The following is a 6,497-nucleotide window of genomic DNA, read 5'->3' on the forward strand; positions in this document are numbered from 1 at the left end:
GATTCGGCAGCTATTCGGACTTGATGCGTTGGCGCTGTTGAAAGATCGTTCCTACTTGGTCTTCCTCGTTTCGTCGATGTTGATCTGTATTCCGCTGGCGTTTTACTACCAAATCACCAGCCGTGTGGTCGAGTTGACTGGGTTGCCGATTGGGACCACGATGTCGTACGGCCAGATTTCGGAGATCGTGTTCATGCTGGTCATGCCGTTTTTCTTCAAACGGCTCGGTGTCAAATGGATGCTCGCAATTGGTATGCTGGCTTGGGTAGGTCGTTACACCTTGTTTGCTTTTGGCGCGACCGATCAAATTCGCTGGATGATCATCCTGGGAATTGTGCTGCACGGCATCTGCTACGACTTTTTCTTCGTTACCGGCCAGATCTATACCGACAAAAAAGCACCCGAATCGGTCCGTGCTCAAGCCCAAGGATTGTTGGTCATGTTGACGCTGGGGTTGGGCATGATGATTGGGGCCCAAGTCGCTGGACAAGTCGAAGGACAACACACAACCGACGAGTCCAAACAATATGGCGAGACCGTGGTGGCGTTGACCAAACAAATTGACGATGCAACCAAGGCGAACGTCAGCGAATCTGAAATTGCCGTGATGCAAGAAGAGAAGGCCGAGGCTCGTCATTCGGAGCTCGCGGCGATCGAGTGGTATGCGTTGTGGATGAAGCCAGCGTTATTCGCGTTGGCCGTATTAATTGGCTTTGTCCTGCTATTCCACGAGCGGGGTGTGGATATCGCCAAAGCCGATATTGAGCCCGTCGAGACAAATGCGGTTGAGTGAACGCGGTAAACCCGAATCGGTCACGTCGCCAGCGGACTTTATGGCGACGTTTCGCAATCAAGCATCGGAGCTGGGTTTTATCGCAGTCGGAGTCGCTCCGGCGATCGAGTCCAGCGGTTTTTCCCAGTTAGCACGCTGGATCGAAGCAGGCTACGCGGGCGAGATGGATTACATGGCAAACCGCTTGGACGCCTACAAGCATCCAAGCGGCGTGCTCGAAGGTTGTCGCAGTGTGATTGCGATGGCGTATCCCTACGACGCCGCGCCAACTCCGCCGGTCGCATCCGGCGCGGGCCGAGTCGCACGTTATGCTTGGCAAGGCGTCGATTATCACGACGTGATCCATCCCAAGCTGAAACGATTGGTCAAATCGATTCGCGAATCGTTCCCCGGCGCCGCCGCACGTGGCGTCGTCGACACGGCTCCGATCATGGAACGCGAGATTGCTCAGCTCGCAGGATTGGGATGGCAAGGAAAGAACACGCTGCTCTTGAACAAACAGCTCGGCAGCTATTTCTTTCTGGCCTGTGTCTTGACCGATGTCGATTTCCCCGCCGACACGCCCCACGAATCATCGCATTGCGGTACCTGTACGGCGTGTCTAGATGCCTGCCCCACCGATGCGTTTCCGCAAGCAGGTGTGTTGGACGCCACTCGCTGCATCAGTTATCTGACCATCGAAAATCGTAACGAGATCGCCGAAGATTTGCGTGAATCGATCGGGGACTGGGCGTTTGGATGTGACGTTTGCCAAGAGGTGTGTCCGTGGAATCGCAAACCGATGCGGCAGTACGAACGTGAATCGGCGCCGAATCAACCGCTGGATGCATTAGAGCTGCGAGCGTTGTTCTCGCTGGACGAAGCGGAGTTTCGGAGGCGCTATCGCAAGACACCGTTATGGCGGACGCGCCGACGTGGCGTGTTGCGAAACGCAGCACTGGTGCTTGGCAATCAACGGGATCCCGCATCCTTGCCGGCATTGCGAATCGGACTAACGGACGAAGACGCTCTGGTTCGTGACGCCTCGCAGTGGGCCATCGATCAGATCCAGCGGAATCCGCTTAGCTAAATTCCCCGACTGCCAAAGTAAATGGCATTGGGGGCTAGCCCGGCGGAAATACGTGACTTCCGCAACTTAATTATCGAACGTTCCTTGGGGTTCGTGTTGCAATCACCGTCCCCGAGGTTGCGCTGCGCTCGCCAAAACCACGTTAAGCCTGGATGGACAAAGATTGGGCGGCTCAGACTTATCTTGAAACGGGGTTCGCGTCGGCACGAGTGTGAGGGACGTCGGCCAAACTTGATTCGAGTTGTTCGATCAGTACTGACGCAGCATCCGCGATCTTCGTTCCTGGGCCGAAAATCGCTGTCGCTCCTGCTTCGTACAAAACCTCGTGATCTTGAGGCGGGACAACACCGCCGACCACGATCATCATCCTGCTGTGGCCGCGTCGAACCAGTTCCGCACGCAGTTTCGGAACGAGTGTCAAGTGGTTGGCGGTCAGCGAACTGACGCCGATCATTTGCACATTCTGTTTGATCGCCGCATCGGCCGTTTCTTCGGCGGTTTGAAACAGCGGTCCAATTTCAACATCGAAACCGACATCAGCCAGCGCCGACGCGATCACTTTTTGTCCACGATCGTGACCATCTTGGCCCATCTTAGCGACCAAGATTCGCGGAGCCTGTCCTGCCGCATTGGTATACTCCGCCACTCGTTGTCGTGCCGCCGAAAAATCATCGCCATGTTTTGCACCTGATGAATAGATGCCTCTTACGACACGTGCAGGAGCTGAGTAGCGACCGTAGACCGATTCGAGTGCATCGCTGATTTCGCCCACCGTGGCTCGCGCTCGGGCGGCATCTACGGCACAGGCCAATAGATTGGTTTGCGAACCGGACGCGGCATGACGTAGCGCCGCCAAGCTTTGCTGCAACTCGACCGGATCGCGCTCCGCACGCAGCCGCTGCAGCCGGTCGACTTGGTTCTGCAGCACGGCAGCGTTGTCAATTTTGCGAACTCGAAATTCATCTTGGCTGGGCAAACAGTATCGATTCAAACCAATCACAGCCGTGGCTCCCGATTCCACATTCATCTGAGCTCGTGTGGCCGCCTGTTCGATTCGCTGTCGAGGAATGCCCAATTGGATCGCTTTCGTCATCCCGCCCGCTGCTTCGATTTCATCAATATGGGTCTGGGCTCGGGCGACGAGATCACGAGTCAATCGTTCCACGAAATAGCTGCCGCCCCAAGCGTCGACCACTTTGCAAGTATCCGTTTCGTGCTGCAAAAACAGCTGGGTATTGCGGGCAATACGGGCCGAAAAGTCGCTGGGAAGGGCAAACGCTTCGTCGATTGCGTTAGTGTGCAGCGATTGAGTATGCCCGTGGGTTGCCGCCATCGCCTCGATACACGTTCGCATGGCGTTGTTGTAAACGTCTTGCGCGACCAAACTGTAGCCACTCGTTTGACAATGCGCGCGCAAACACATGCTCTTGGGGTTGTTGGGGCCAAACGTTTTGACGATCTCGGCCCACATTAATCGAGCGGCACGCAGCTTGGCTACTTCCATAAAGTAGTCCATGCCCACGCCCCAAAAGAACGAAAACCGGGGACAGAATTGATCGACATGCAAACCCGCGTTGACGCCCGCTCGGATGTATTCCAAACCGTCGGATAGCGTGTAGGCCAGTTCGAGATCCGCCGTCGCGCCGGCTTCTTGCATGTGATAGCCGCTGATGCTGATGCTGTTGAACCGCGGCATCCGCTCGGTCGTGTAGTGTAGAATGTCCGCCACGATCCGCATGCTGGCCTCGGGCGGATAGATGTAGGTGTTTCGTACCAGGAACTCTTTCAAAATGTCATTCTGAATCGTTCCCATCAACTGGCTTGCTTGGACGCCTTGTTCCTCTGCGGCCACCAAATACATTGCCATGATCGGCAATACCGCGCCGTTCATAGTCATCGAGACGCTCATTTTGTCCAACGGGATGTCTTGGAACAAAATCCGCATGTCTTCGATGCTGTCGATCGCGACGCCGGCCATGCCGACATCGCCTGCAACACGAGGATGGTCCGAGTCGTAGCCGCGGTGGGTCGCCAAGTCAAACGCGACGCTCAACCCGCGTTGTCCGGCAGCGACGTTGCGACGAAAAAATGCGTTCGAGTCCTCGGCTGTCGAAAAACCTGCGTATTGGCGGATCGTCCATGGCCGCTCGCGATACATCGTTTGGTGCGGTCCACGCAAAAACGGAACGGCACCGGGCAGTGAATCTAAATGGTCCAAGCCAACCAAATCGTCGGCGGTATAGATCGATCGGATCGAAATCGATTCGTCGGTTTCGATTGCCGACGCGGCCTGCGAAACCGATTCGTTTGGTGGCGTCAATGGTACATCGGACGACGATCCGCCGGTGGATGGATCAATCGCGGTAGACTCCGCAGGACAATCACGCAGCGGCACGGCGGCAAAATTCGGAATCATGGCGATGCCTCTCGGGATACGCGATCTCCTAACATTCGATTCATTTGCGGAATCGAGGCGCCGCCTTGGGCTTCGACAAACATCGCTTCGGCAAGGTTGGGCCCGTGTTCCAGCAGCGGGATCGCGATTTGCGCGTCGCGATGTGCCGCAAACTGATGTATCGCAAATTGTCGCAATCGGTCCACATCGGGCGCGGCACGCCGGACGATGCGGCTGCGGGCGTGAATGAACTTGGTCACTCCGACAAAGGACTTTTCGCCATAAGCAAACTGGCTTGCCCATTTTTCAGCGGACGGAATGATTTGCTTGGCGACCCAACCATTGCGGACGCAGGCAAGCATGCCGCCGCGTCGCTCGACTTGTTGAAATAACGCCCACGCTTGCTCGCACAATTGATCGGTCAGCGTTTCAAAAAAGTAGCTGCCGCCGGCCGGGTCGGCCACGCGGCCAAGTTTAGCTTCGTCGTTAAGGATCAGCACCGTGTTGCGAGCCATCCGTCGTCCAAATTCGTCTGGCAACCCGATGGCGTGATCCAGTGGAAGCGAAGTGACGGTGTCGGCCCCGCCCAGCAGTCCTGAAAACACCGCGGTGCAGTTGCGGAGTAGATTGAGGTTTAGATCACGATCGGTCATCACTCGCGAACTGGTGCATGTTTGCATCTTCATCGGCAAAGGCGACCCGCCACATGTTTGCAGCACGCGAGCCCACAACACGCGAGCGGCGCGAAGCTTGGCGACGGAAAGAAAATGATCCGTTCCGAGACTGTAGCGAAATAAGAGCTGTGCCGCGGCTTGGTCGATCGACAGCGTTTCCGTTTGTGGGTTACGTGCCACGGTCATCGCACGCAGATACTCCACCGCCGTGGCGATCGAGAACGCAAGCTCTTGTGTGTCGGTGCCACCAGCGTCGTAGTAAGTTGTACTATCGACGGTGGCGGACGTGACGTGGGGAAACGTTCGCGAAGTCCAAGTGGCGAGATCCGCTAATCCGTGCATCGATTTGCCTCGCAGCCGAACGAGCGAAGGGGCTCGAGACAGTGTGCCAATCGGGTCGCCTCCGAATGCACCGCGTGCTTCGATGGGATCGACGCCGCGGCGTTCCCATAATGCTGCCAGCAATGCGGCGGCGGCTAGAAATCCATTTCCTGCATCCAGCGAGATGGCGGTTTGATCGAGCGGGACCGAAGCGAGTGCCGTGTCAAAGTCGCTTACTTGATAGAGCATTACGCCGTCATCGCCCAGCCACCCGTTGCCTCGAGTCGCATCGCTAGGCGACTCATTGGCAACATCGCCTTGCGGGCAAAACGCTTGCCAAGACCCCGAGCGGACGGCACGATCCAGACGCAGTTCCAACGAACTGACTCCGCCCTGCAAATCGTCCAACACAGCCCGGTTTGTCATTTCGGGATCGGGATGGGCGTGTCGCTGGCGAAGATCGACTGCTAATGCAGTTCCCAGTTCCTTCGTGACGCCGCGAAGCAGGAAATCACGATCCGGGATCAGGGAGGACGAAGCCGCTGCGGTGGCTCGCGTGTAGATAGGGTGCAACACGATGCCGTCGTCGGTTTGCCAATCCGCGTGATTGTTTTCCGATGGCGACGGGCGAATGTCGGTCGAGGTTGGTGGGCGAGAAGTGTCACTCCGGGGACACGCAACCTCCGGCGCGGTTAAATGTTGTGTGGAATAGCATTTGGGATCAAGCATGTTGGACGCCATCGACACCGTGTCTCACTTCGGAACCAACCGCCCTTATTGTAGTCGATGGCAATCACCGCGTGCGACTTTGGCACAATTCTGTCAAAACGCCTCCACAACTGTTCGGATGTATAAATGCGACATCCATCTGGTCCGCGCCCGGTCGAGGTTCCGAGTCAATCATATTGAGTCCGCTTTGGGTGATCTGATCGATTCGGGTGCGAAGATCGTCCACCAAGAAAGCCAGATGGTGAAGCCCTTCGCCGCGTTTGTCGATAAAGCGTGCGATCGGACTTTGCGGATCGGTTGATTGCAGCAGCTCGATACGAACGTCACCAATCCTGAAAAATGCGACCCGTACGTGCTGGCTGGGAACCTCCTCGATCCCTTCAAATGTCGCTCCTAGGACGTCTTCGTAGAATGTCCGTTGCGGCTCGATCGCTCGGACCGCAATGCCAATATGGTTTAGAGATTTGACCGGCATCATTCAGATTTCCAATCGCAAAGCGTTGAAGGACGAGGCGG

Annotated in this window: 5 protein-coding genes; 2 read left to right on the forward strand and 3 right to left on the reverse strand. The window is 56.5% G+C overall.

Annotated elements, in window-relative coordinates:
• A partial coding sequence (locus tag RMSM_RS37755; RefSeq protein ID WP_144058204.1) for an MFS transporter occupies positions 1-793 on the forward strand: 793 nt, incomplete at its 5' end.
• On the forward strand, positions 780-1,862 hold the full coding sequence (queG, locus tag RMSM_RS35760; RefSeq protein ID WP_008709557.1) for a tRNA epoxyqueuosine(34) reductase QueG: 1,083 nt from the start codon (positions 780-782) through the stop codon (positions 1,860-1,862). The genes RMSM_RS37755 and queG, both read left to right, overlap by 14 nt.
• A 178-nt stretch (positions 1,863-2,040) precedes the next feature.
• On the opposite strand, the gene scpA is transcribed toward queG, so the two are convergent.
• The 3 genes from scpA to mce form a co-directional block, all read right to left on the reverse strand.
• Entirely contained in the window at positions 2,041-4,278 is a 2,238-nt protein-coding gene (scpA, locus tag RMSM_RS35765) for a methylmalonyl-CoA mutase (protein ID WP_008709559.1), read from the reverse strand.
• Entirely contained in the window at positions 4,275-5,981 is a 1,707-nt protein-coding gene (locus RMSM_RS35770; RefSeq protein WP_160168451.1) for a methylmalonyl-CoA mutase family protein, read from the reverse strand. The genes scpA and RMSM_RS35770 overlap by 4 nt, the downstream gene beginning before the upstream one ends.
• Positions 5,982-6,045: 64 nt before the next feature.
• Entirely contained in the window at positions 6,046-6,459 is a 414-nt protein-coding gene (gene mce / locus RMSM_RS35775) for a methylmalonyl-CoA epimerase (RefSeq protein WP_008709562.1), read from the reverse strand.
• Between the last annotated feature and the right edge of the window lie 38 nt (positions 6,460-6,497).

The sequence above is a fragment of the Rhodopirellula maiorica SM1 genome (assembly GCF_000346295.1).
Taxonomy (GTDB): Bacteria; Planctomycetota; Planctomycetia; order Pirellulales; family Pirellulaceae; genus Novipirellula; species Novipirellula maiorica.